Source organism: Brevundimonas sp. Br13 (genome assembly GCF_055391505.1).
Genome location: NZ_AP044008.1, coordinates 844927 through 866315, shown reverse-complemented (window position 1 = coordinate 866315; position 21389 = coordinate 844927). Strand labels below are relative to the sequence as shown.

The 21389-nt window shown below is 68.5% G+C and carries 24 protein-coding genes; 13 read left to right on the top strand and 11 right to left on the bottom strand.

The annotated features are described in order from the left end of the window. Positions 1–18: 18 nt before the first annotated feature. Entirely contained in the window at positions 19–318 is a 300-nt protein-coding gene (locus tag ACZ5M6_RS04215; protein ID WP_464159751.1) for a DUF6356 family protein, read from the bottom strand. 159 nt (positions 319–477) lie between these two features. Between ACZ5M6_RS04215 and ACZ5M6_RS04210 the strand changes: the two genes are divergently transcribed. Next, positions 478–1848, top strand: coding sequence for a trypsin-like peptidase domain-containing protein (locus tag ACZ5M6_RS04210; protein ID WP_054764609.1), 1371 nt, complete (start codon positions 478–480; stop codon positions 1846–1848). 295 nt (positions 1849–2143) lie between these two features. Continuing rightward, positions 2144–2488, top strand: coding sequence for a DUF2794 domain-containing protein (locus tag ACZ5M6_RS04205; RefSeq protein ID WP_152949409.1), 345 nt, complete (start codon positions 2144–2146; stop codon positions 2486–2488). Positions 2489–2540: 52 nt separating this feature from the next. Here the strand turns inward: ACZ5M6_RS04205 and ACZ5M6_RS04200 are convergent, their stop codons facing one another. Beyond that, positions 2541–3290: a Bax inhibitor-1/YccA family protein gene (locus ACZ5M6_RS04200; protein WP_152949408.1), complete on the bottom strand. Its 750-nt coding sequence runs from the start codon at positions 3288–3290 to the stop codon at positions 2541–2543. Between the two features lie 131 nt (positions 3291–3421). On the opposite strand from ACZ5M6_RS04200, the gene thpR reads away from it, so the two are divergent. Then, positions 3422–3961 (top strand): RNA 2',3'-cyclic phosphodiesterase, encoded by a 540-nt coding sequence (gene thpR, locus ACZ5M6_RS04195; protein ID WP_464159750.1) that lies wholly within the window; start codon positions 3422–3424, stop codon positions 3959–3961. Then, positions 3958–4506: a GNAT family N-acetyltransferase gene (locus ACZ5M6_RS04190; RefSeq protein ID WP_464159749.1), complete on the top strand. Its 549-nt coding sequence runs from the start codon at positions 3958–3960 to the stop codon at positions 4504–4506. The genes thpR and ACZ5M6_RS04190 overlap by 4 nt, the downstream gene beginning before the upstream one ends. Before the next feature lie 260 nt (positions 4507–4766). Here ACZ5M6_RS04190 and ACZ5M6_RS04185 read toward each other — a convergent pair whose 3' ends face one another. Further along, on the bottom strand, positions 4767–6320 hold the full coding sequence (locus ACZ5M6_RS04185; protein ID WP_464159748.1) for a methyl-accepting chemotaxis protein: 1554 nt from the start codon (positions 6318–6320) through the stop codon (positions 4767–4769). 304 nt (positions 6321–6624) lie between these two features. Between ACZ5M6_RS04185 and ACZ5M6_RS04180 the strand changes: the two genes are divergently transcribed. The 3 genes from ACZ5M6_RS04180 to mmcB all read left to right on the top strand — a co-directional run bounded on the left by ACZ5M6_RS04180 (position 6625) and on the right by mmcB (position 8373). Continuing rightward, on the top strand, positions 6625–7143 hold the full coding sequence (locus ACZ5M6_RS04180; protein ID WP_054764605.1) for a lipocalin family protein: 519 nt from the start codon (positions 6625–6627) through the stop codon (positions 7141–7143). Between the two features lie 135 nt (positions 7144–7278). After that, positions 7279–7812, top strand: coding sequence for a carbonic anhydrase (locus tag ACZ5M6_RS04175; protein ID WP_464159747.1), 534 nt, complete (start codon positions 7279–7281; stop codon positions 7810–7812). 105 nt (positions 7813–7917) lie between these two features. Further along, the gene (mmcB, locus tag ACZ5M6_RS04170) at positions 7918–8373 is read left to right on the top strand and encodes a DNA repair putative endonuclease MmcB (protein ID WP_464159746.1); all 456 of its coding nucleotides are present in this window, start codon (positions 7918–7920) and stop codon (positions 8371–8373) included. A gap of 163 nt (positions 8374–8536) precedes the next feature. Here mmcB and ACZ5M6_RS04165 read toward each other — a convergent pair whose 3' ends face one another. From ACZ5M6_RS04165 to ACZ5M6_RS04155, 3 genes are all read right to left on the bottom strand, one after another. Then, a complete protein-coding gene (locus ACZ5M6_RS04165; RefSeq protein WP_464159745.1) occupies positions 8537–8719 on the bottom strand; it encodes a hypothetical protein in 183 nt (60 codons plus the stop codon). 50 nt (positions 8720–8769) lie between these two features. After that, positions 8770–9555, bottom strand: a complete 786-nt coding sequence (locus ACZ5M6_RS04160; protein WP_182713380.1) for a C40 family peptidase — start codon at positions 9553–9555, stop codon at positions 8770–8772. Between the two features lie 181 nt (positions 9556–9736). Next, the gene (locus tag ACZ5M6_RS04155; RefSeq protein WP_464159744.1) at positions 9737–11119 is read right to left on the bottom strand and encodes a leucyl aminopeptidase family protein; all 1383 of its coding nucleotides are present in this window, start codon (positions 11117–11119) and stop codon (positions 9737–9739) included. Positions 11120–11195: 76 nt separating this feature from the next. Between ACZ5M6_RS04155 and ACZ5M6_RS04150 the strand changes: the two genes are divergently transcribed. From ACZ5M6_RS04150 to ACZ5M6_RS04125, 6 genes are all read left to right on the top strand, one after another. Further along, complete coding sequence (locus ACZ5M6_RS04150; RefSeq protein ID WP_464159743.1) at positions 11196–12047, top strand: tetratricopeptide repeat protein; 852 nt, start codon at positions 11196–11198, stop codon at positions 12045–12047. Positions 12048–12098: 51 nt separating this feature from the next. Then, positions 12099–12764, top strand: a complete 666-nt coding sequence (locus ACZ5M6_RS04145) for an HAD-IA family hydrolase (RefSeq protein ID WP_054764598.1) — start codon at positions 12099–12101, stop codon at positions 12762–12764. A gap of 50 nt (positions 12765–12814) precedes the next feature. Further along, positions 12815–13270 carry an iron-sulfur cluster assembly scaffold protein gene (locus tag ACZ5M6_RS04140; RefSeq protein ID WP_464159742.1) on the top strand — a complete coding sequence of 152 codons (456 nt, stop codon included), beginning with the start codon at positions 12815–12817 and terminating at the stop codon, positions 13268–13270. A gap of 79 nt (positions 13271–13349) precedes the next feature. Next, positions 13350–13598: a membrane protein insertion efficiency factor YidD gene (yidD, locus tag ACZ5M6_RS04135; protein ID WP_054764596.1), complete on the top strand. Its 249-nt coding sequence runs from the start codon at positions 13350–13352 to the stop codon at positions 13596–13598. Continuing rightward, positions 13595–15529, top strand: coding sequence for a threonine--tRNA ligase (gene thrS / locus ACZ5M6_RS04130; RefSeq protein WP_464159741.1), 1935 nt, complete (start codon positions 13595–13597; stop codon positions 15527–15529). The genes yidD and thrS overlap by 4 nt, the downstream gene beginning before the upstream one ends. Before the next feature lie 90 nt (positions 15530–15619). Next, entirely contained in the window at positions 15620–16120 is a 501-nt protein-coding gene (locus ACZ5M6_RS04125; protein ID WP_464159740.1) for a YciE/YciF ferroxidase family protein, read from the top strand. Between the two features lie 52 nt (positions 16121–16172). Here ACZ5M6_RS04125 and ACZ5M6_RS04120 read toward each other — a convergent pair whose 3' ends face one another. The 5 genes from ACZ5M6_RS04120 to argB form a co-directional block, all read right to left on the bottom strand. Beyond that, positions 16173–17315: an AGE family epimerase/isomerase gene (locus ACZ5M6_RS04120; RefSeq protein WP_464159739.1), complete on the bottom strand. Its 1143-nt coding sequence runs from the start codon at positions 17313–17315 to the stop codon at positions 16173–16175. Between the two features lie 2 nt (positions 17316–17317). Continuing rightward, positions 17318–18790, bottom strand: coding sequence for a D-glycero-beta-D-manno-heptose-7-phosphate kinase (gene rfaE1 / locus ACZ5M6_RS04115; protein ID WP_464159738.1), 1473 nt, complete (start codon positions 18788–18790; stop codon positions 17318–17320). 97 nt (positions 18791–18887) lie between these two features. Beyond that, positions 18888–19757: a 2,3,4,5-tetrahydropyridine-2,6-dicarboxylate N-succinyltransferase gene (gene dapD, locus ACZ5M6_RS04110; RefSeq protein WP_152949391.1), complete on the bottom strand. Its 870-nt coding sequence runs from the start codon at positions 19755–19757 to the stop codon at positions 18888–18890. Continuing rightward, positions 19754–20413 (bottom strand): pyrimidine 5'-nucleotidase, encoded by a 660-nt coding sequence (locus ACZ5M6_RS04105; protein WP_152949390.1) that lies wholly within the window; start codon positions 20411–20413, stop codon positions 19754–19756. Before ACZ5M6_RS04105 ends, dapD begins: the two co-directional genes overlap by 4 nt. Beyond that, complete coding sequence (gene argB / locus ACZ5M6_RS04100) at positions 20410–21339, bottom strand: acetylglutamate kinase (protein ID WP_464159737.1); 930 nt, start codon at positions 21337–21339, stop codon at positions 20410–20412. Before argB ends, ACZ5M6_RS04105 begins: the two co-directional genes overlap by 4 nt. Positions 21340–21389 lie beyond the last annotated feature (50 nt).

Here is a 21389-nt window from a genome sequence, read left to right as displayed (position 1 = left end):
CGGGCCGGTCGGAGCGCCCTAAAGCCCCACGTCCCAGACCCCGGCGTCGCGCATCCGGCTCTGTTTCGCCTCCTCCGCCCGGCCGCCCATCTCCTGGGCCATGCCCCGGACGGCGGTGGAGACCGTGGCCCTGTGCACGCCCGGAACCAGGGCGTGGGCGAAGGCGGCGCCCGCCAGCCGCAACAGGCGGAATCCAAAACCGGCCGAGGCCGCCATGTGCTGGAAATAGGTCTCGCCCACCTCGCGCGGATGATCGCGGAACAGACGGTCGAACGGCGTCGAGCACCGGCGGGCGCGGTCGATCGTCGTCTGGCTCATGCGGCGGCTCCCGGTGTTCGCCCGACGATGGTCACGCGGGAACGGTCGCCGCGCAAGCCCTGTTTCGCGGATCCGACGCGACGGCCTTCGATCGGGACGGCGCCCATCGTCAGTTTGATCAAGTCGGGCTAAGGTCGGGGCTCGATCAAGGGACATTCCATGACGCTTCGCTTTTCGGCCGCCGCCTCCCTGACTGTCGCGACCGCCCTTTTGGCCGCCGCCGGCCCCGTCCTGGCCCAGTCGGCGCCCACCGTCCTGCCCTATGACGCGCGCCGCGGCGTCTTCAGCTTCGCCGCAGGTCTGGAAAGCTCGCTGCCGGCCGTGGTCAAGGTGACGACCCTGGGCCAGTCGCGCGGCCCCAGTTCCGATGCGGACGATCCCAAACCCTACGCCTCCGGCTCCGGCGTCGTCATCGACGCGGCCCAGGGCCTGGTGATCACCAACAACCATGTGGTCGAGAACGGGCGGAAATTCACCGTCGATCTGATCGACGGCCGGCTGTTCGACGCCGTCCTGGTCGGGGCGGACAAGGCCACCGACATCGCCGTGCTGCGGATCACGCCCGACGGGCGGCCGCTGAATCTGAAACAGGTGCAGACGGTGGATTCCGACACCCTGCGGACCGGCGACCTGGCCTTTGCGGTCGGCTATCCGCTGGGCCTGGACCAGACCCTGACCATGGGGGTGATCTCGGGTTTGAACCGATCGGGCCTGGGCGATGCGGTGGAGGACTATATCCAGACCGACGCGGCCGTGAACTCGGGCAATTCGGGCGGACCGCTGCTGGACAGCCGGGGCCGGCTGATCGGAATCAACACCGCCATCCTGTCGGGCGGCATGGGCGGGGGCAATGACGGCATCGCCTTCGCCGTGCCCACCCGCATCATGCTCTATGTCGCCGACCAGCTGCGCACCCAGGGCGAGGTCAAGCGCGGCGAGACCGGCGCCATCTTCGCCTCCCTGACGCCCGAGCAGGCGCGCCGGATGCGGCTGGGCATCGTGCGCGGCGCCGTGGTGGCCGATGTGGCCCCCGGCTCGCCCGCCGAACGCGCGGGCCTGCGCGAGGATGACGTCATCCTGCGCCTCCAGGGGCGACCGGTCGCCAACGCCGGCTCCATCAACGCCACCGTCGGCGTCGCCGCGCCGGGCTCCAGCCTAAGCGTCGTCTATCTGCGCGGAGGGCGCGAGGCCACGACCGCCCTCGCCGTCGAGCCGCCGGTCGAGGCCCCGGTCCAGGTCGGCGCGGATCGCGTCCTGGCCTATGGCGCCACCCTGCGGGACATGGAGGGCGAGGTTCAGGTTTCGGCCGTCGAGGCCGGCACGCCCGCCGCCCAGGGCGGACTGCTGGCCGGCGACCTGGTCCTCGCCATCGACGGCGTTGCGACGGCGGACATCCGCGCGGCGGCTCGGGCGCTGGAGGCCGCAGCCGGCTCCGTCGCCCTGGAGGTGCGGCGCGGCGGCGACACCCAAACGATCACATTGGAGAAGACGCCCCGGGAGAAGACGGCTGAGGAGAAGACGCCCGCCTGAGCGGCTCCAGCCGGGCTCCAGACAGCGAAACGCCCGCCTTGCCTGGGAGGGGGAGGGGATCGGCAGGGCGGGCGCTCGCTTGGAGGAAGCATCGGCCGCCGGAGCCCTTGTTGGAAACATCCAGGGGGCTGGGGGGGCTGTTCAGGATCCGGACGCTTCCGAACTCCGACGAGCCGATGATCGTTATTTCGCCGCCCAAACGGGCGGGCGAAGGACCGAAACGGGGCCATTTGGTGTCTGAAGCGCTTTTTCCACCCCCTCTGGCGTCCCGCGCCGATGCGCCTAAGTTCAGATCATGAGCCTGACCCCGCACGAGCCGCCGCCCCCATCTCCACAGGCCGGCCCGGTCTTCTTCGAACGGCGCGAGTTGGACCTGATCCTGCGGGTCTACGGCCGGATGGTGGCCCTGGGCGACTGGCGCGACTACGCCATGGTCGGCCACAAGGACTTCGCCGAATTCGCCGTCTTCCGCCGCTCGGGCGACGCCCCCCTGTACCGCATCGAAAAACGCCCGGCGCTCCAGACCCGCCAGGGCCAGTGGGCCGTCATCGGCGAGGGCGGCCAGATCCTGAAACGCGGCCGCGACCTGGCCCAGGCCCTCAAAGTGTTCGACGGGCGGAAGTTTCAGGTGGTGGACTGACCAAAAAAGGGCCCCGCGAGGGGCCCTTTCCGCATCCGTCTTGCGACCGATCTCAGTTCCGGTTGCCGCCCATGAAGGCCAGCAGGAACTGGAACAGGTTCACGAAGTTGATGAACAGGCTCAGCGCGCCGAAGCCCGTGGCCACGCCCATGGCGTTCTGGTCACCGCCCAGGGCGTAATAGGTCATCTTCAGACGCTGGGTGTCATAGGCGATGAGGCCCGCGAAGATCAGCACGCCCAGGCCCGAGATGATCAGATAGAAGGTCCCGGATTGCAGGAACATGTTGACGATCATGGCGATGATCAGGCCGATCACGCCCATGATCAGGAAGGTGCCCATGCCCGACAGGTCTTTCTTGGTGGTGTAGCCCACCAGGCTCAGACCGCCGAAGGCCGCCGCCGTGACCAGGAAGGTCGAGGCCAGCGAGGCGCCCGTATAGCGCAGGAACAGAATGCCCAGGCCCGCGCCGATCGAGGCGACAACGGCCCAATAGAGCAGGTTCACCCCCTTGGCCGTCGGATTCTTCATGAAGAACATCGAGCCGAACAGCAGAACCAGGGGCGAGAACTGGACCGCCATGCCCAGGACCGTCAGGCCGACGCGGCCGTCCGGCGTCACGCCGAACAGCAGTTGCTGCACCGCCGGCACATTGCCGGTGACATAGGCCAGGGCCGCCGCGACAACGAGGCCCAGAGCCAGCTTGTTGTAGACGCCCAGCATGAAGCTGCGCAGGCCGGCGTCGACCGACATGTCGGCCGTCTGCGGAAGCGGGCGGGCGTAGCCGTTGTTGAAATCGCTCATGGCGACGAACCTTCTCTGAGTCGGCCGGGGAGACTTCCCCGGTCACAGGCCTTGAATATCGGAAGCCGAGGCTCCCAGTGCAAGGAAAACCGGACTTGGAAGCGGCGGTTCCGACCGCTACCAACAGTCGCATGTTGCGTCTGTTCACCGCCCTGACCCTGCCGCCGGACGTCGGCGAGACCCTGCAACGGCGTCAGTCCGGCCTGCCCGGCGCCCGCTGGCGGCCGCTGGAGGCGCTTCACGTCACCCTGGCCTTCTACGGCGAGACCGACGAGCGGCGGGCCGACGACCTGGCGTCCGAACTGGCCCGCGTGGCCGGGGCCCCGTTCGAGATCGTGCTGAAGGGGGTCGGCGCCTTCGGCGACAACCATCGCAGCCACACGATTTGGGCCGGCGTCGAGACGCCCAATGACCCCCTGTCGGTCCTGGCCGGTCGCTGCAGGAAGGCGGGCGAGCGGGCGAACATCGTCCTGGAGAAGCGCGACTATCGCCCCCACGTCACCCTGGCCTATCTTAAGCCCCAGACCAATCCGGACCGGATCGGCGCCTGGATGGCGGGCCACAATCTGCTGCATTCGCCGCCGATCCGCATCGACCGTTTCGGCCTCTATTCCAGCGTCCTGACCGACGACGGCAGTCACTATGAGCTGGAGCGGGAGTATCTGCTGTGACCGAGATCCGCATCGAGACCGAACGGTTGACCCTGCGTCCCCCGAGGATGGAGGACTTTCCGCGTTGGGCCGAGTTCCAGGCCGATCCCGATGCGACGCGCTTCATCGGCGGCCCCAAGACGCCGGCCGAAACCTGGCGGATCATGGCGACCGTCGCCGGCGCCTGGAGCCTGACCGGCGAAAGCTTCTTCTCGGTGCTTGAGAAAACCACCGGCCGGTGGCTCGGACGGATCGGGCCGTGGCGACCCCACGGCTGGCCGGGGCCGGAGGTCGGTTGGTCCCTGCACCCTGACGCCACGGGACGGGGCTATGCGCTCGAAGCCGCCGCCGCAGCCATCGACTACGCCTTCGACGTCCTGGGCTGGGACGAGGTGGTGCACACGATCGACCTGGACAATACGGCCTCGATCCGGCTGGCCGAACGGCTGGGCTCGACTTTGCGCGGCCCCACCCGCCTGCCAGAACCCTTCGCCGACCTGCCTGTCCATCTGTGGGGCCAGACGCGCGCCGACTGGGCCAGGAACCGCCTCGCCCTGGCGGGCTAGGGCCAATCTTCCCGCGTCAGCGGAAGGGAAAACGTCTGGCGGCGGAACGCTGATTGAGGGCGGGTTCATCACAACGGGGCACGACGAGGTCACGGCGAACACGGCGCGTTCAGACGGCGTCGTGACCGTTGTGAATCCGCCGTGATCGCTGTGATGAACCCGGTCGCCGCATCAAGGCCCTCTGACGCGGAAAGAGCGGCCTGACCGCAGTCAGCAGAATGTCGATTGAACCTAGAGCCGATCAGGCTCTGGGGGCGCCGTCAGAACTCTTCCCAGTCCTTGAGCGCAGCATTGCCCTGGGTCGCCCCGACGGCGAGCGCGAGCCGTCTTTGTGCCTTGCCGACCGGATTGTCGGCCGGGGCGTGGCGGCCGGCCTGGGCCGGCTGAGGCCGGTTCGCCGCCTGGGCGGGCCGGCCGGTCTGGAACTGCGCGACCAGCCGCTCCAGCTCGCCCGCCTCGTTGCGCAGATTGGCGGCGGCGGCGGTGGTCTCCTCCACCATGGCCGCGTTCTGCTGGGTGACCTGGTCCATCTGATTGACGGCGGTGTTGACCTCGTTCAGCCCCGTGGACTGTTCCTGCGACGACTGGGCGATTTCGGACACCAGCCCGTCGATGTCGGCGATCCGCTTGACGATCCCCCCCAGGGCCTTGCCTGTCTCTCCGACCAGTTTGACGCCGCGCTCGACCTGGGCCGTGCTGTTGGCGATTAGGGCCTTGATCTCGCGCGCCGCCTCGGCCGAGCGCTGGGCCAGGGCCCGGACCTCCTGGGCCACCACGGCGAAGCCGCGCCCGGCGTCCCCGGCGCGCGCCGCCTCCACGCCTGCGTTCAGGGCCAGAAGATTGGTCTGGAAGGCGATTTCGTCGATCACCCCGATGATGTTGGTGATCTGTTTGGAGCTTTCCTCGATCTCGCCCATGGCGGCGACCGCCTCGCGCATCTCCTCGCCTGAGCGGGCGGCGCCGACGGTGGCGTCGGAGGCGGCGGCGGAGGCCTGTTTTGCGCCCTCGGCGCTGCGTTTCACGGTGGCGGTGATCTGGTCCAGGGCGGCGGCGGTCTGTTCCAGACTGGCCGCCTGCTGTTCGGTGCGGCGCGACAGGTCGTCAGAGGCCGAGGCGATCTCGTCCGAGCCGGCCCGCAGCCCGCTGGTGGAGGTCGAAATCGCGCTCATGGCCTCGCGCAGACTGTCGATCGCCGCGTTGAAATCGTCCTTGATCTGCTGATAGCGCCCGTTGAAGGGCGCGGTGATCACCGCCGTCAGATCGCCGCGCGCCAGCCGGTTCAGACTGTCGGCCAGGGCGGCGACCACCGCATCCTGCTCCTCGGCGACGCGACGCCGCTCCGCCTCGACCAGGGCGCGCTCCTCGTCGGCCTTGGCGTTCAGGATCTGAAAATAGTTGAACATGACGACGCTGGCGTCAGAAAAGACCGACCGCATCAGGCTGAGCATCAGGGCATGGTCGGCCTTCTCGTTCCAGGGCTTTTCCTTCACCAGCCCCGAGGCCAGACCGGCGGCGTAGGCCGCATAGGTCTTGCTCAAATAGGTCGCGTAATCGAGGCTGCTCGAGATGTTCTCGGTAATCACCGCCTGCTGTTCGAAATATTCGGGCGGAAAGTCGCCGCGCGAAATGAAGGCGAACTTCCGCTTCTCGTTCTCCCACACGTCACGAGGCAGGGCGTCCAGCGTCGGGTCGATTACGCGATAGGCGTCCAGCAGGGCCTGTTCGAGATGTTTGCCCGCACGCTTATAGACCACTTCACCCACTTCACGCTGCTGCGCGTTCCAGGTGACGATTTTCTCGCTGATGTCAGACATTTCGTCTCGCCTTTCTAAATGCTTTTGGGCCTAAGCATATGCGATATTCGCATCTCTATTTCGATTTACTGAGGCAATCGGCGCTCTTAACGAGGCGTGAACTTCATCCTGCTCTACGGGCGACGGTTCGAGACTGCGAGGCGGACCTGTCTCAGATCTGCGACAGGTGTCAGGATTTTTCGATTTCAGGCCCGGGCCGGCGCCTCGCTGCGGATTTCGCCCGGCTGAGGCGTCGCTGTGGGTGGAGGGCAACCGCGCCGCGCCGTCGGGCGTATCAAGGCGAGATCAACGAGAACAACGCCCAATGCTTCGCGCCACCCTAATCGCCGCCTCGCTCATCATTGCGCCGTCCGCAGCCCTGGCCCAGTCGCGCGCCGTCGATCTGGACCGGTTCGACGGCCGATGGTTCGAGATCGAGCGCAGCCACAACGACGTCCAGAAGGACTGCAGCCGGGCCCAGATCGACTTCACCCCCCAGAATCGGGCCGACCGCTACGGCATTGTCGTCACCTGCACCCGCCGCGCCGACGGCCGCAATGAGGTGCTGCGCGCCAACGCCCGGATCACCGATACGACGACCAACGCCAAGTTCCGCTTCACCCTGCCCGGCCTGCTCAGCTTCGGCGGCCTGGCGGGCCAGAACTACTGGGTGTGGGATCACGACCCGAACTACGACTGGGCCATCCTGGCCCTCCCGAACAAGTCGGACTGGTGGATCTGGCATCGTGACCAGAACGCCTCGGCGGCGGATCGCGCCCGCCTGCTGGCCCGCGCCCGGGCCCTGGGGCTGGACATGAGCCGGGTCGTCAGCACCGGCCGTTAGAGCCTGATTGGTTGAGGCGGACCCGATGCGCGATCGTTAACGACAGGTTGTCAACCGGCTCCGGAAGGGTACGAACTATGCGCACTGAACGAACGCCGATACCCGTGATCGCCTGATCAATCCGGAGCGATCGCCATGCCCGACTGCTGCGCCCACACCCCGTCCCTGTCCCGCCGCGGCGCCTTCGGCCTCTTGGCCATGGCCGGCGGGGTCAGCCTTCTGTCCACCCTGGCGCCGGGCGTAGCCCGGGCGCGGGGCCATACGAAAATCCTGCTGCTGACCTGCATGGACTACCGCCTCACCGACGACACCGTCGCCTATATGGAAGGCCACGGTCTGCACGACAAATACGACCACGTCGTTCTGGCCGGCGCCTCCCTGGGCGCCCTGACCGACAAATTCCCCAGCTGGGGCCAGACCTTCTGGAGCCATCTGGACGTCGCCATCGACCTGCATCACATCCACAAGGTCGTGGTGATCGACCACCGCGACTGCGGCGCCTACAAGGTCATCCTGGGCGCCGAGACGGTGGACACTCCCGAAAAGGAACTGGCGGTCCATACGCAGGAGCTTCACGCCCTGCGCGACGCCATCAAACAGCGCCACCCCCATCTGGAGGTCGAACTGGCCCTGATGGACCTGGACGGCCACGTCGAGGAAATCGCCTAGGCGGGGCGCCGTCCCCACGCCGCACACGGCCTGCACGTCTCGGCCTGCCGCCCGCCTGGGCGGCAGGCCGCTTGCATTCGGAACATAGCCGGAACATAAGTCGGCATGGCCGCCGCCGCCCTTCATCTCGAACTGGTCTTCAGCCGGCCGGAAACCACGCTTTCGGTCACGCGCGGGGCGGCGCGGCTGATGCTGGACCTGGGCTATGCGCCCTTGCTGGAGGTCGGCCTGCCCAATGGGCGACGGGCCGACGTCATGGCCCTGGGGCCGCGCGGCGACGTCGTCATCTGCGAGGTGAAGTCCGGCGTCGACGACTATCGCGTCGATCGCAAATGTCAGGCGTACGGCCCCTTCTGCGACGCCTTCTATTTCGCCGTGGCGCCCGAGTTTCCCCAGGAGATTCTGCCCGAGGCGCCGGGGCTGATCGTCGCCGACGGCTTCGGCGGGGCGGTGGTGCGCGAGGCGCCGGCCACCCCCCTGGCGCCGGCCCGACGCAAGGCCCTGACCCTGGCCTTCGCCCGTCTGGGCGCCCTGCGGACCTTCCGCGACGAACGCCCCTAGTTTCGCAAGGAGTCCCTCGTCGATTCAATCGGTTGCGAAACAGGCCGGCGGTTCGACGCGACCGGGGCGCGGCCGGGGCTAGGCTGGCGATCCGGTCTTTGACATGGCGAACCGACTGAGAGGACGCCGACCGTCCTCCCCTCGCTAGATTCAATGCCGAATTTCAAAAATGAAACCGCCCGCCGCAGCCTGAACCGGACACATCGGACACATCGGACACATCGGACACATCGGACACATCGGACACATCGGACACATCGGACACATCGGACACATCGGACACATCGGACACATCGGACACATCGGACACATCGGACACATCGGACACATCGGACACATCGGACACATCGGACAGTCTTTTTAGGGGCGTCACAACCCCGACGGTCCCGCCCGGTCTCAGAGGCGGCGGAAGATCGCCGTCGCAAAGCCTTCGGCGGTCAGCCGGGCCTCGACCTCGGCGAGGGGTTCGATCAGAACCCCCTTGCCGCCCGTGGCGTGGATGATCCGTTCGGCGTCGATCATCAGGGCCGAATGGCCGGTCCAGTCGTGGTCGCCGCCGGGCGCCAGCCAGATCACCAGGTCGCCGCGCGCCGGGGCCTCGGCCGACACGGCCCGGCCCAGCTCCGCCTGGGCGTCGGACCGGCGCGGCCCCGGCAGGCCGCAGGCCAGCAGGGCCTGCTGCACCAGACCCGAACAGTCGGTCGAGACCGAGGACCGGGCGCCCAGTTCATGCGGCCGGCCCAGCAGGCGTTCGGCCACGGAGACAGGATCACGCTCAAAGGTTCCGATCGGCGCCAGGTCGGCGTCCGCAACGCCCTCCGCCGTCTCGACCACCAGGGCGTTCAGCGGCAGGGCCGCATCGACCGCAGCCACCCTTCGCGTCGGCAAGGCCGCGCCGGCCGACAGACTGTCCAGAACCACCCAGCCGACCACGCCGTCGCGGCGCGCCCGACCCCAGGCCCGGCCGTCCGCCCGATCCAGGACGTCGAAGATCTCGCCATGGAGAAGCTGGTCGATCCGCTCGCCCCCGTCCGACCAGACGTCGGCGACGGCTACGCGACAGGACATGGCTTCGGTCGCCCGATAGGCGGCCGCCCGCACAAGGCCCTCCAGCGCCTGTTCGGCCAGGTCCGGGCGGGCGAGACGATCGCCGGGCGGGAGAAGATCGAGGCGGTCGGTCAAACCTGGGCTCGCATTGGCTGAAGCGGCAGTCTTATCCCCGGAAGCCGAATCGGCCGTTAATGGGCGTCGCCTTCCTGTGGAATTCTTGTCTGCGCCCCGTCGTTTCCCCCGGTCTACGCCCCCGCTCGCCCGACGATGCGCCTCAGGGGGCGTGGACCTTCGGGCTGAGCCCGGCCTGACCTCAACCGCCGTAGCGCGCCTTCAGCACGGCGTAGCAGGCCCTTATGGCCTGGGCCTCTCCCCCTTCGGGGAAGCCGGGCCGGGCGCGGGGATTCCAGGCGAAGATGTCCATATGGGCCCAGGCGCCGCTGGCGGGGGCGAACCTTTGCAGGAACAGGGCGGCCGTGACCGACCCGGCTTGCGCCCAGGCCGAGGCGTCATTCTTGATGTCGGCGATCTCGGTGTCCAGGGCCGCCCGATAGCCCGGCCACAGGGGCATGCGCCACAGGGGATCGCCCACCTCGGCTCCCGCCGCCAGCAGATCGGCGGCCAGGGCCTCGTCGTCCGTATAGAGGGGCGGCAGCTCCGGCCCCAGGGCGATCCGCGCCGCCCCCGTCAGGGTGGCGAAGTCCAGGGTCAGGTCGGGGGAATGCTCCCCCGCCCGCGTCAGGGCGTCGGCCAGGATCAGCCGCCCCTCCGCATCCGTATTGCCGATCTCGATCGTCAGACCTTTTCGGCTGTTCAGTATGTCCCCCGGCCGGAAGGCGTCGCCCGAAACCGCATTCTCCACCGCCGCCACGATGACCGCCAGCCGCACCGGCAGATCGGCCTGCATGACCAGCCGCCCCAGGGCCAGGGCGTGGGCGGCCCCGCCCATGTCCTTCTTCATATTGCGCATTCCGGCGGCCGGTTTCAGGTCCAGCCCCCCGGTGTCGAACACCACCCCCTTGCCGACCAGGGCCACCAGAGGCAGGTCGGTCCGGTCCAGCTTCCAGCCGATCTCGATCAGCCGCGGAGCGCGGTGCGGAGCGGCCGCACGACCGACCGCGTGGACCGCCGGATAGTTCGCCTCCAGCAGGGCCTCGCCGGTGGTCACGGTCACGGCAGCCCCCGCGCTCTCGGCGATCTCGCGGGCGATGGTCTCGATCTGCAGCGGCCCCATGTCGGCGGCGGGGGTGTCGACCATCTCGCGGGCCAGGGCGCAGGCGGCGACGATCCGCGTCGTCTCATCCAGGTCCAGCCCCTCGGGCGCGACCAGCCGAACCGGCGCCCGCTCCGGCCGGGCCTTGTAGCGGTCAAAGACATAGGCCCCCAGGAGGAAGGCCAGGGCCGCCGCCAGCGCCGTCTCAGGCTCGGCCTCCAGCCGGTACAAGCCGCCGGGCAGCCGCGCCGACAGGCCGCGCGCCAGGACCGGATCGAAGGCCGCGCCGCTCCCCAGCAGCACCTGACGGATCCCATCGCCCTCCGGCACGATCAGCAGTTCCCCGGCCTTGCCGGCAAAGCCGTGCCGTTCGGCCCAGGACTTCGCCGCCCCGTCCAGAACCGCACCCGGCGCCGACAGGCGGATCGGAACGGCCCGCTCTCCGGCGTTCGCGGCGACCAGCAGGGGATGGGGGGCGAGCATGGCGAACCTTCTTAACCAAGAGTTGACGCGAACCGGCGATTCTGAGGCGGACCGAGGAACCGTCAGGACTCCCCCCATGTCGCCCATGCCCGCCCTTCTCGCAACCGTCGCCCTTCTCAGCCTGTCGGCGGGCCCCGCCCTCGCGGCCGCCCCGGTCCAGACCCAGGGCGCGCCCCAGAACGCCGTCCAAAGCGCGACCCGCGCGCCCGCCTCGGCCGAGGTCCGCGCCGCCTATGACCGGATGGACGCCCTGGCGCGCTCGGTCTTCTGGTCGGGCGAGCACGACCTGAACCCGGCCGATCCCGTGGCGGCGGTCAAGCTGGCCCAGGCCCTGCGCGAACTGGGCCGCTATGATCAGGCCGCCCAGACGGCCGAAACCCTGCTGGCCCTCCAGCCCGCCAATCTGGACGCCCTGCTGGAGCTGGGCCGCGCCCACATCGGCCGGGGCCAGGCCTTCTACGGCATCGCCCCGCTGGAAAAGGCCCGCGACCTGGCGCCCCGCGACTGGCGGCCCTATTCCCTGCTGGGCGTGGCCTATGAGCAGGTGCGCCGGTTCGACGACGCGCGCGCGGCCTGGAACCAGGCCCTGGTCCTGTCGCCCGACAATCCCGACGTCCTGACCAACGCCGCCACGGCGGCCCTGACCCACGGCGACGCCCCCGGCGCCGAGGCCCTGCTGCGACGGGCTGCGGCCCAGCCGACGGCCTCCAGCAAGGTGCGCCAGACCCTGGCCATGACCCTGGGCCTGCAAGGCAAGATGGGCGAGGCTGAACAGATCCTGCGCCGCGAACTGCCCCCCGAGCTGGCCGATCAGAACCTGGCCTGGCTGGCGGCGCGCAATACGCCGGCCACGCCCCAGCCGGCGGTCGCCTCCGCCCCATCGCCCAGCGACACCGCCCGCACCTGGTCCTCCTTGAAAGGCGGCTGATCGGCAGGAACCTCGGCTTGCCGCCCGGCCGGCGCCGTGCTGGATAGGGACATGACCGTCTCCCCCGGGTCCGCCCCCCGCGCCTATCGCGCCTTCCTGTTCGACATGGACGGCACCCTGATCACCTCCACCGCTGCGGCCGAGCGTGTCTGGACCCGCTGGGCCGAACGGCACGGGATCGACCCGGTCGCCTTCATCCCCACCATCCACGGGGTGCGCACCGCCGACACCATCCGCCGCCAGAACCTGCCGGGCGTCGACCTGGCGGCCGAGGTCGCCTGGGTCGAACGGGGCGAGATCGAGGATGTCGAGGGCGTCGCCCCCATTCCCGGCGCGATCGACTTCGTCAAACGCCTGCCGCCCGACCGCTGGGCCGTCGTCACCTCGGCTACGGCGCCCCTGGCCCAGGCCCGGCTGAAGGCCGCAGGGGTCGAACCGCCCGCCGTGCTGATCACGGCCGAGGACGTGGAACGCGGCAAGCCCGATCCCGCCGGCTATCGGCTGGCGGCGCAGAGGCTGGGCGTGGACGTCGCCGACTGTCTGGTGTTCGAGGACGCCCCGGCCGGTATTGCGGCCGGCGAGGCGGCCGGGGCGGAGGTTCTGGTGGTGACCGCGGCCTGGTCCCACCCTCTGGCGACGGACCACCCGCAGCTGTCCGACTATGGAACCGCGACCCTGGTGGTCGAGGCGGACGGCGGTCTGACGCTGAGCGTCTAGCGGACGTTTCACGCCTTCCACTCGCCCCTTCAGCCCCCTATCTTCCGGCCATGATCGACGACCTCTACAGCGCGCGCATCCTGACCCTGGCGGCCAACCTGCCCCATGCCGGTCGGCTGGCGTCGCCGGAAGGGACCGGCGAGCGGGTCGCCAAACTGTGCGGCTCGCGCGCGATCGTCGATGTGAGCCTGGACGACCAGGGGCGGGTCATGGACTTCGCCCAGGACGTCAAGGCCTGCGCCCTGGGCCAGGCGGCCGCCGGCGTGCTGGGCCAGTCCGTCCTCGGCGCCTCGGCGGATGAGATCAGGGAGGTCCGCGACGCCATGACCGCCATGCTGAAGTCCGGCGGCGAAGGCCCCGACGGCCGTTTCGAAGGGCTCCGCGTCCTGAAACAGGTCGCCGACTATCCCGCCCGACACGCCTCGACCCTAGTGGCGATCGAGGCGACGCTTGAGGCGGTCGATCAGGCCCTGGCGGGGCGAACTCGTCTCGCCGGCGCGGCCTGACGGGCTCTGACCGGTTGATCCCCCTGCTGTGACAGGGGATAAGCGCGGCGAACCCATCCAGCCCCCGGCGAAGGGACAAATGTCTCTCTATGAACGCGGCGTCCGCGCGGCCCATCGAGGCTACAAGTTGACGCTGTCTCCCCTGATCGGCCAGCAGTGCCGGTTCCTGCCGACCTGTTCGGACTATGGGCGCGACGCCCTGATCCGGCACGGGCCGCTCAAGGGGGGATGGCTCACCGTGCGTCGCCTCTGTAAATGCCATCCCTTCGGCGGTTCGGGTTATGACCCGGTCCCGCCCCTGAAGACCGACGAAAAAGAACAGTCATGATCGATCTGAAATTCCCCGACGGCGCGGTGCGTCAGTATCCGGCCGGTTCGACGGCGCGCGACGTGGCGACCTCGATCTCGCCGTCCCTGGCCAAGAAGGCCGTGCTGGCCGAGCTGAACGGCGAGCAGCGCGACATGGGCCGGGTGCTGGAGACGGGCGGCGACTTCCGCCTGATCATGCGCGACGATCCCGAGGCCCTCTACACCATCCGCCACGACACGGCCCACGTCCTGGCCGAGGCGGTCCAGACCCTGTTCCCCGGCACCCAGGTCACCATCGGCCCGGCCATCGAGGACGGCTTCTATTATGACTTCTACCGCGAAGAGCCCTTCTCGACCGACGACTTCGCCGCCATCGAGAAGGAGATGGCCCGGATCGTCGATCGCGACGCCAAGTTCGAGCGCGAGGTCTGGGACCGCGACGAGGCCATCGTCTTCTTCGAGGCGCGGGGCGAGAAGTTCAAGGCCGAGCTGATCAAGGACCTGCCCGAGAACGAGACCATCACCCTGTACAAACAGGGCGACTGGATCGACCTGTGCCGCGGGCCGCACTTCCCCTCGACCCGCCACGTCGGCAAGGCCTTCAAACTGACCAAGCTGGCCGGCGCCTATTGGCGCGGCGATTCCAAGCGCGAACAGCTTCAGCGCATTTACGGCACCGCCTGGGCGACCAAGGAGGACCTGGACGCCTATCTGCAACGGCTCGAAGAGGCCGAAAAGCGCGACCACCGCAAGGTCGGTAAGGCCATGGAGCTCTTCCACATGCAGGAAGAGGGCCGGGGCATGGTCTTCTGGCATCCCAAGGGCTGGATCCTGTGGCGGGTGCTCGAGGCCTATATGCGCCGCCGGCTGGACGCCGCCGGCTATGTCGAGGTCAAGACCCCTCAGGTTCTGGACCGCAAGTTCTGGGAGGCCTCAGGCCACTGGGACAAGTACCGGCCCAATATGTTCGTCTGCGAAACGGTCGAGGGCGAGACCCTCAGCCTGAAGCCGATGAACTGCCCTGGCCACGTCCAGATCTTCGACCAGGGCCAGCGCTCGTACCGCGAACTGCCGCTGCGCATGGCCGAGTTCGGCGCCTGCCACCGCTATGAGCCATCGGGCTCGCTGCACGGCCTGATGCGGGTGCGCGGCTTTACCCAGGACGACGCCCACATCTTCTGCCGCGAGGACCAGATCGTCGAGGAGACGGCCGAGTTCATCAAACTGTGCCGCAGCGTCCATGCGGATCTGGGCATGGAGACGGCCTACATCAGCCTGGGCACGCGGCCCGAGCAGCGCGCCGGCACCGACGAATTCTGGGACAAGGCCGAGGCCCAGATGCTGGAGGCCGCCCGCGCCGCCGGCTCCGAGCCGGTCGTCACCCCTGGCGACGGCGCCTTCTACGCGCCCAAGCTGGACTTCATCGTCAAGGACGCCATCGGCCGCGAATGGACCTGCGGCACGATCCAGCTGGACTATGTCCTGCCGGAACGCCTGGATGCGACCTATATCGCCGAGGACGGCCAGAAGCACCGGCCGGTCATGCTGCACCGGGCGATCCTGGGATCGTTCGAGCGGTTCATCGGCATCATGATCGAGAACTACGCCGGCGCCTTCCCCCTGTGGCTGGCGCCGGTCCAGGCGGTGGTCGCCACCATCACCTCGGACGCCGACGACTACGCCCGCGAGGTCATGGACCGGTTCAAGGCGGCGGGCCTGCGCACCGAGATCGACCTGCGTAACGAGAAGGTCGGCTACAAGGTCCGCGAACACTCGGTCGGCAAGGTCCCGGTCATCGCCGTCGTCGGCCGCAAGGAGGCCGAAGAGGGCAAGGTCGCCATCCGCCGCCTGGGCTCCCAGGAGCAGACGGTGGTGACGGTCGAGGAGGCCATTCGCCTTCTGACCGACGAGGCCACGCCGCCGGATCTGAAGCGGGCGACGACCGCCTAAGCCCGGATTCCGACACAGGAACATAAGCCGGCCTGATCGCTTGTGATGGGGTGCGCCCCCGCGCCCCATCACCATTGCGAGAGACGATCCATGGCCGAGAAAACCCTCGACACCCTGTTCCACGACACGCTCAAGGACATCTATTACGCTGAGCGCAAGATCCTGAAGTCCCTGCCCAAGATGGCCCGCGCCGCCCAGTCGCCCGAGCTGAAGGCGGCCTTTGAAAAGCACAAGGACCAGACTGAAGGTCAGATCGAACGCCTGCAGCAGGTGTTCGAAATCATCGGCAAGGCCCCCCGCGGCAAGACCTGCGACGCCATCGAAGGCATTCTGGCCGAGGGCGACGAGATCATGGAAGAATACAAGGACAACCCGGCCCTCGACGCCGGCCTCCTGGCCGCCGCCCAGGCGGTGGAGCACTATGAGATCACCCGCTACGGCACGCTGAAGCGCTGGGCCAGTGTCCTGGGCCTGAAGGACGCCGTCGCCCTGCTGGACGAGACCCTGCAGGAAGAATCCCAAACCGACGAAGACCTGACCGGCATCGCCGACGCCGCCGTAAACAAGGACGCGATGAAGAGCGCCGCCTGAGACCCTTGAAGCGAGACGGGAGGCGGGACTGCGCCCCCTCCCGCCCTTCGTCCTAAAGGTCCGCCCGCTCCAGCTCGGCCACGGCCGTGGCGATGTGATAGAGCGAACTGGCCGGAACCGGCGTGTCCAAAAAGCCGCCCGCCCCTGGATCCCATTGTTCGAACCAGAGACCGGGCGTCGGGGTGTTCAGGAACAGGCTCAGCGCGGCCCAGGCGCCAGGCCAGCTCGGCGCCAAGGCCGGGACGCGCAGAGCCGCCTTCAGCCATTCACCGTGCGGCCAAAGCCGGACGCCCGCGACGGCGATCGCGCCGTCCTCGAACACCTCGCCCCGCAACAGGCCCGACGCCGGGTCCAGGCCGTGCGCAAGGGCGAAACGCCCCAGCCGCTCGGCCTCGCCGTCGGCGCCTGCGCTCGTGTCCATGCCCAGCCGCTGCGCCTCCCGCAACAGCCAGGCCCATTCCATCTGATGGCCCGGCTCGACCACGGCCCGCCCATTCGGCCGCAGCGGGGCCGTCAGATCGTCCTGAAAATACTCAAACAGAAGCCCCCGCGACCCGTCCATGAACCGTCGCCGACACAGGCCGACCAGTTCCGCCGCCAGGGCGGAGAAGGCAGGGTCCGGCATATGTTCGACACAGGCCAGGGCCGCCTCCAGCAGATGCATGTGCGGATTCTGCCGACGCGGGGCGCGCGGCGGCAGGGCCTCGACATAGCCGCCTGCTGGATGGCGCATGGACGTTTGGATGAAGTCTAAGAGCGCCAGGGCCTCCGCCTTCAACCGACCGTCCCTCGTCAGCCTATAGGCATGGGCCAGGGCGAAGAGGACAAAGGCCAGGTCGTACAGATCGCGCGTCTGATCCAGGCCCTCCCCGTCCAAGTCCAGTCGACTGATGAAGCCGCCGTCCGGATGGCGGGCGCGGTTCAGCAAAAAATCCAGACCATGCTCAACCGCCGCGCCGGCGTCCGAGACGCCGCGCTGCGCCCCCTGGGAAAAGACATAGATCTGGCGGCTCAACACCCGCAGCCGCTTATAGTCGTGGACCGGGCTGAGGTCGTGGTGAGACAGGGCCTCATAGAAGCCGCCACGCCGACGATCGACGCCGTGTTCCAGCCACAGCGGCAGGGCCGTCTCGTAAAGCCAAGCTGTCGCCTGGCGCGACGCGGCCTTCAGCTCGGTGCTGGGATCGGGGCTCATATCTAGGCCGAGGGCGTACGGCTGCGGTCCACCAGGCCGGTGGTGGAATGGCCGGCCCTCAGCTCGACCCGGACGATGATCCCGCCCTTGGCCCTGACCAGATCGGCGCCGACGATCTGATGCTCCTGATAGTCCGCGCCCTTGACCAGGACGTCGGGCTCCAGGGCGGCGATGAGTTCATAGGGGGTGTCCTCTTCGAACAGGACCACCGCGTCCACATGTCGGATGGCGGCCATCACCTCGGCGCGCGCCCCCTCGCTTTGGATCGGCCGAGTCTCGCCCTTCAACCGCCGCACCGAGGCGTCGCTGTTCAGCCCGACGATCAGCCGGTCGCAATGGCTCGCGGCCTCACGCAGCAGGGCCACATGGCCAGGATGCAGCAGGTCGAAACAGCCGTTGGTGAAGCCGACCGAAAGCCCCTGATCCCGCCAGGCGCCGCGGACGGCCCGGGCGTCTGCGCGCGACAGGATCAGTCCGTCGCGATGGTCGTCGCGCTGATCCTGGTGATTCAGCACGGTGCGCAGCTCCGCGGCGGACACCACCGCCGTCCCGGCCTTGGAGACCACGATGCTGGCCGCCGTATTGGCCAGGCGCATCGCCCGCACGACCGGCAGGCCCGAGGCCACGCCCAGGGCGAAGGCGGCCATGACGGTGTCGCCGGCGCCCGAGACGTCGAACACCTCCGCCGCCTCCGTCTCCAGCAGGATCGCCTCCCCGTCCACGCCATAGAAGGCCATGCCCTGTTCGGAGCGGGTCACCAACAGATTGGCGCCGGTCTGGTCCACCACCTGCCGGGCCGCCTCGCCCACGGCCGCGTCGTCGTCGCAGCGCCGACCGGTCGCGCCCGCCAGCTCCGACCGGTTCGGCTTGATATAGGCCGCGCCGCGATAGGCGGAAAAATCGGGACGTTTGGGATCGACGAAGACGGGAACCACGACCTTGCGCGCCCGGTCGAACACGGCCGCCAGAACCGCATCGGTCAGACATCCCTTGGCGTAATCCGACACGATCACCGCATCCGCCTGATCCAGCGCCTGTTCGAACAGGGCGATCAGAGCGGCCTCATCCTCGGCCGACAGGGCGTTGGACCCTTCGCGGTCGATCCGGACCACCTGGTGGGCGCCAGCCAGAACCCGTGTCTTGGTCGTGGTCTCGCCGCCCTTCAGACCCAGCAGCCGGCAGGAGACGCCCGCCTGTTCGGCGATCGCGCGCAGCTGATCGGCGGCCTGGTCATCGCCCACCACCCCGATCAAACGCGCCGAAGCGCCGAGCGCCACGGCGTTCAAGGCCACATTGGCCGCGCCGCCGGCCGTGAACCGGTCCCGCGCATGTTTCACCACCGGCACCGGCGCCTCGGGCGAGATGCGGCTGACGTGGCCCTGGAGATAGGCGTCGAGCATCACGTCGCCGATCACCACAACCGTCACGCCCTCGAAACTGGTGAAACGGTCCAGCGGCGAAGTCCGATCGGTCATTGCAGGTCTCAACGGAAGGCGGGGTCAGAACGGCGGGCGCGACGCAGTGTGCGCCCTCGGACGCCGCGGCGTCAAAGCCAGGGCGGGCGGCGGACGATCAGTCGCGCAGCAGCTCATTGACGCCGGTCTTGGCGCGGGTCTGGGCGTCCACCCGTTTGACGATGACGGCGCAATAGAGCGAAGGCCCGCCCTTGGGGTCCGGCAGGGCGCCGGGCACCACCACCGAATAGGCGGGCACCTCGCCCCGGAAGACCTGACCGGTCGCCCGATCGACGATCTTGGTCGAGGCGGACAGATAGACCCCCATGGCCAGCACCGCGCCTTCGCGCACGATCACGCCCTCGGCCACCTCGGCTCGGGCGCCGATGAAACAGCCGTCCTCGATGATGGTCGGATTGGCCTGGAGCGGTTCAAGAACCCCGCCGATGCCGGCGCCGCCCGACAGGTGCACGTTCTTGCCGATCTGGGCGCAGGAGCCGACCGTGGCCCAGGCGTCGACCATCGACCCCTCGTCAACGAAGGCGCCGATGTTCACGAAGGACGGCATCAGGACGACGTTCCTGGCGATGTGCGCGCCCCGCCGGACGACGGCGCCGGGAACCGAGCGGAAGCCGGCCGCCTGATAGTCGCCCGCGCTCCAGTCGCCGAACTTGTTCGCAACCTTGTCCCAGAACGGGCCGAGGGCGGCCGGATGATCGGCCGACAGAGGGATGGTGGAGGCGTGGCCGGCCCGCATGATCTGGTTGTCGTTCAGGCGGAAGGACAGCAGCACCGCCTTCTTCAGCCACTGGTGCGTGGTCCAGGCGCCGTCCGCCCCCCGCGACGCCACACGGGCCTGGCCGGAATCGAGCAGGTTGAGCGCGGTCTCGACCGCGTCCCGGACCTCGCCTCCTGTGGCGGGCGACACCTCGGCCCGGTTGTCCCAGGCGGCCTCGACGACGGATTCGAGATGCGACAGGTCGGTCATGCGGCGTCCTTGAAGGTCAGGGCGTTGAGAAAGTCGAGAAGATCGGGGGCGATATGGTCGATATGATCGCCCAGGGGCTTTCCATGGCCGTCGCCGATCAGGACGGTCGCCATCCCCAGGGCCTTGGCCGGCTCCAAATTCCTAGGCGTGTCCTCGAAGAAGGCGGCGCAGCGCGGCTCGAAGTCGAACCGCTCGATCATGCGACGAAAGGCCGACGGGGCCGGCTTGGGCGTCAGATCGCCGTCCTCGATGGCGAAGACCCCGTCGAAACAGTCGGCGATCCCGATCCGGTCCAGAACGCGGTGGGCGTAGTCCCTGGCCCCATTGGTGAAGACGAACCGGCGCCCGGGCAGAATCTTCAGCCGCTCGGCCAGACGGGGATTTCGCTCCACCCCGTCCAGGGGCACCTCATGCACCACCCTCAGAAAGTCCTCGGGATCGATGGTGTAGTTGGCCATCAGCCCGGCCAGGGTGGTGCCGTGCTCGTCCAGGAACTGGCGCTGCAACAGCCGCGCCTCCTGGGGCGCCAGGCCGACGGCCTCGACCACATAGGCGTTGATCCGCGCCTGAACCAGGGACATCAGCCCCTGTTCGCGTGGATACAGGGTGTCGTCCATATCGAACACCCAGGCGTTGACGTGCGACAGGTCGATCAAGACGCCTTCACCAGGGTGCCCGCGCCGAATTCGGTGAACAGCTCCACCAGCATCGCATGGGGCCGGCGGCCGTCCAAAATCACCACGGCCTCGACCCCGGCCCGCACGGCCGCCATGGCCGTCTCCAGCTTGGGGATCATGCCGCCTGAGGCGACCCCGGTGTCGATCAGCTCTTGCGCCTCCTCCAGGGTCATCTGGCGAATGATCTCGCCGTCCGCCCCCTTGACCCCCGGCACGTCGGTCAGCAGCAGCATCCGCTTGGCGTTCAGCGAACCGGCCACGGCGCCCGCCACCGTATCGGCGTTGACGTTGTAGGTCTGGCCGTCCTCGGCCACCCCGATGGGGGCGATGACCGGAACCCAGTCCTCGGTCTCCGAGGCGATCAGCCCCTTGATCAGCTTGGGGTCCACCTTGGTCGGTTCCCCGACGAAGCCCAGATCGACCTCATGCTCGATCATACTGTCGGGATCGCGCTTGGTCCGGCGGGTCTTCTCGACCGTCAGCAGGCCGGCGTCCTTGCCCGACAGGCCGACGCCGCGCACGTCCGCCTCCTTGCCCGCCATGGTGATCCAGTGGGCGATCTCCTTATTGACCGCCCCGGACAGGACCATTTCGGCCACCTCCATCGTCGCCGGATCGGTGACGCGAAGACCATCGACAAAGGCCGACTTGACCCCCGCCTTGTCCAGCATGGCGCTGATCTGCGGCCCGCCGCCGTGCACGACGACCGGGTTCACCCCCATCAGCTTCAGCAGCACCACATCGGCCGCGAACTGTTTCGCCACGGCGCTCTCGCCCATGGCGTGACCGCCGTATTTGATGACCACGGTCTCGCGGTCATACACCTGAATATAGGGCAGGGCCTCGGCGAGCGTCTTCGCCGTCTCCCAGCTGCGTTCCTCGGACTGGCGCTCGGTTTCGTTCATCACCGGCGCGAGATAGCGGGGGATGGGCGGGGAGTCACGAGGGAAAGGCT

What these genes read in the sequence shown, in the direction of transcription:
- ACZ5M6_RS04215 (WP_464159751.1), bottom strand. Translation starts at nt 318, where the DNA reads ATGAGCCAGACGACGATCGACCGCGCCCGCCGGTGCTCGACGCCGTTC.
- ACZ5M6_RS04210 (WP_054764609.1), top strand. Translation starts at nt 478, where the DNA reads ATGACGCTTCGCTTTTCGGCCGCCGCCTCCCTGACTGTCGCGACCGCC.
- ACZ5M6_RS04205 (WP_152949409.1), top strand. Translation starts at nt 2,144, where the DNA reads ATGAGCCTGACCCCGCACGAGCCGCCGCCCCCATCTCCACAGGCCGGC.
- ACZ5M6_RS04200 (WP_152949408.1), bottom strand. Translation starts at nt 3,290, where the DNA reads ATGAGCGATTTCAACAACGGCTACGCCCGCCCGCTTCCGCAGACGGCC.
- thpR (WP_464159750.1), top strand. Translation starts at nt 3,422, where the DNA reads ATGTTGCGTCTGTTCACCGCCCTGACCCTGCCGCCGGACGTCGGCGAG.
- ACZ5M6_RS04185 (WP_464159748.1), bottom strand. Translation starts at nt 6,320, where the DNA reads ATGTCTGACATCAGCGAGAAAATCGTCACCTGGAACGCGCAGCAGCGT.
- ACZ5M6_RS04180 (WP_054764605.1), top strand. Translation starts at nt 6,625, where the DNA reads ATGCTTCGCGCCACCCTAATCGCCGCCTCGCTCATCATTGCGCCGTCC.
- ACZ5M6_RS04175 (WP_464159747.1), top strand. Translation starts at nt 7,279, where the DNA reads ATGCCCGACTGCTGCGCCCACACCCCGTCCCTGTCCCGCCGCGGCGCC.
- mmcB (WP_464159746.1), top strand. Translation starts at nt 7,918, where the DNA reads ATGGCCGCCGCCGCCCTTCATCTCGAACTGGTCTTCAGCCGGCCGGAA.
- ACZ5M6_RS04155 (WP_464159744.1), bottom strand. Translation starts at nt 11,119, where the DNA reads ATGCTCGCCCCCCATCCCCTGCTGGTCGCCGCGAACGCCGGAGAGCGG.
- ACZ5M6_RS04150 (WP_464159743.1), top strand. Translation starts at nt 11,196, where the DNA reads ATGTCGCCCATGCCCGCCCTTCTCGCAACCGTCGCCCTTCTCAGCCTG.
- ACZ5M6_RS04145 (WP_054764598.1), top strand. Translation starts at nt 12,099, where the DNA reads ATGACCGTCTCCCCCGGGTCCGCCCCCCGCGCCTATCGCGCCTTCCTG.
- ACZ5M6_RS04140 (WP_464159742.1), top strand. Translation starts at nt 12,815, where the DNA reads ATGATCGACGACCTCTACAGCGCGCGCATCCTGACCCTGGCGGCCAAC.
- yidD (WP_054764596.1), top strand. Translation starts at nt 13,350, where the DNA reads ATGTCTCTCTATGAACGCGGCGTCCGCGCGGCCCATCGAGGCTACAAG.
- thrS (WP_464159741.1), top strand. Translation starts at nt 13,595, where the DNA reads ATGATCGATCTGAAATTCCCCGACGGCGCGGTGCGTCAGTATCCGGCC.
- ACZ5M6_RS04125 (WP_464159740.1), top strand. Translation starts at nt 15,620, where the DNA reads ATGGCCGAGAAAACCCTCGACACCCTGTTCCACGACACGCTCAAGGAC.
- ACZ5M6_RS04120 (WP_464159739.1), bottom strand. Translation starts at nt 17,315, where the DNA reads ATGAGCCCCGATCCCAGCACCGAGCTGAAGGCCGCGTCGCGCCAGGCG.
- rfaE1 (WP_464159738.1), bottom strand. Translation starts at nt 18,790, where the DNA reads ATGACCGATCGGACTTCGCCGCTGGACCGTTTCACCAGTTTCGAGGGC.
- dapD (WP_152949391.1), bottom strand. Translation starts at nt 19,757, where the DNA reads ATGACCGACCTGTCGCATCTCGAATCCGTCGTCGAGGCCGCCTGGGAC.
- argB (WP_464159737.1), bottom strand. Translation starts at nt 21,339, where the DNA reads ATGAACGAAACCGAGCGCCAGTCCGAGGAACGCAGCTGGGAGACGGCG.